Raw genomic sequence first — 1596 nt, 5'->3', positions numbered from 1 at the left:
GCCGTTCTTCACGTGCACGGCGACGGACGACGGCGCCCCCGCCGGAGTGCCCCAGCGCTGGTCCGCGATGACCTGGCCCATCAGCTTCAGCATGTAGGCACGGGAGTTGTCGCTCAGCACGCTGTTCTTGGCGGTGATCAGCTTGAGCAGCTTCTGCTCGTCCTCGACGTTCTCCTGGGTCAGGCCCCAGTAGCCGTCCGCGCCCGGCACGGTCCTGGTCATCCCGGCCGCCGTCAGGAAGCCCTGGATCTTCTCCACGCCGAGCTGCTTCCACAGCTTGCTGGTCGCGTCGTTGTCCGACTCGGTGATCATGGCCTTGGCGAGGTCGGCCTCGGTGTCGGTCAGGTACCGGTTGGTCTTCTTCGCGTCCCACAGCAGCGTGGCGAGCACGGTGACCTTCACGGTGCTGGCCGAGTCGAAGGACAGGGTGGGGTTCAGCGTGCAGGTGGTGCCGGTGGAGCGGTCGTACACGCCGAGGGCGACGGTGCCTTCGCGGTTCGCGAGGGCCGCCGTGATGTCCTTCGTCAGCTTCTCGGCGAGGCCGGCGGTGGCGGACGTGCACGCGACGGCGGCCGTCGGCGCCGCCGTGGCCGGGAGGGCGGTGGCGCCGACGAGCAGCGCGGCACCGAGGGCGGTCGTGATGCCTCCGGCTCCGCGGGATATCCGGTGGGCCATGAAAGGTTCCCCCTTTTGACGTTGGACGGGCGTCCTGTGCGTACGCATGTTCGCAGTACGGGAGTTGACACCCTCAGGAGGGGTCGGTCACCGGCCGCCGAGGACCGGACCGAGCCAATCCGCATACTGCGCAGGCCCATTGATGCGGCTCGCGCCGCCTGCGTGCCCGCGCACGCCCCGCTTGCGCCCCTTCCGCGGACCGTCATCGGCACGCGAGGCTCGGCGCCACGGCCGGCGCCCCGCACCGGGGTCCGGTACGACCAGGGAGGGAAGAGGCATGGGGATGACAACCGGCAGACGCCGCGCCGCGATCGGCGCCGTCCTCGCACTGCTGGCGGGGGCCGGCGCCGTCGCGGCCTCGGCGTCCCCGGCGGCGGCGGCCACCGGGGACGTGCTGATCGTGCAGAAGGGCGGCACGGGCAACCTGGTGAGCGTGCAGACCTTCGCGTTCCTGCCGGGCATCACCGAGCAGGGCGACGGCGTCCAGGCCGGAGCCACTCAGTTCGCGGTCACCAATCTCACGAACCGGACCCTCACCCTGACGGAGAGGACCGCGTCGGGCACGGTCGTGCACAGCGACACGGTCGCCGCCGGCAAGAACGGCACCTTCGCCGTGACGGGCGGCGACACCGTGGCGCTCACCGTGCCGGCCGACTAGGACCGTGGGAAAGGGCCGTGGGCCCCGGCTCAGCCCTGCGGCGGTACGGCGACGAACGCCTCGTGCGGCGAGTCGGTCGGGGTGTAGCGGGTGACACCGGACGTCGTCGGCACCAGGTCCTTGTGGATCGCCTTGGCCACGTTCTGGATCGTGGTGACCCCGTAGCCCATGGTGCTGTTGTCCTGCGTCAGCACGGTGATCGTGTAGTCGTGGCCGGCGCCGTCGAACGTGCCCAGGCTGTGCACCCGCCAGCCGTGCGTGGA

General features: G+C 70.9%; 2 protein-coding genes and 1 pseudogene. 1 reads left to right on the top strand and 2 read right to left on the bottom strand.

The window, feature by feature from the left end:
• A partial coding sequence (locus IE312_RS18445; RefSeq protein ID WP_229900038.1) for a serine hydrolase occupies nt 1-675 on the bottom strand: 675 nt, incomplete at its 3' end.
• Nucleotides 676-952: 277 nt separating this feature from the next.
• Between IE312_RS18445 and IE312_RS18440 the strand changes: the two genes are divergently transcribed.
• Nucleotides 953-1333, top strand: coding sequence for a hypothetical protein (locus tag IE312_RS18440; RefSeq protein WP_189983120.1), 381 nt, complete (start codon nt 953-955; stop codon nt 1331-1333).
• 29 nt (nt 1334-1362) lie between these two features.
• Here IE312_RS18440 and IE312_RS40735 read toward each other — a convergent pair.
• A pseudogene (locus IE312_RS40735) lies at nt 1363-1596 on the bottom strand (serine hydrolase); the annotation flags it as partial.

This window comes from Streptomyces capoamus (assembly GCF_014654935.1).
GTDB classification, from domain to species: domain Bacteria; phylum Actinomycetota; class Actinomycetes; order Streptomycetales; family Streptomycetaceae; genus Streptomyces; species Streptomyces capoamus.
Note: the sequence above shows the minus strand (reverse complement) of the source record. Positions and strands in the feature narration are given on the sequence as shown.

What these genes read in the sequence shown, in the direction of transcription:
- IE312_RS18440 (WP_189983120.1), top strand. Translation starts at nt 953, where the DNA reads ATGGGGATGACAACCGGCAGACGCCGCGCCGCGATCGGCGCCGTCCTC.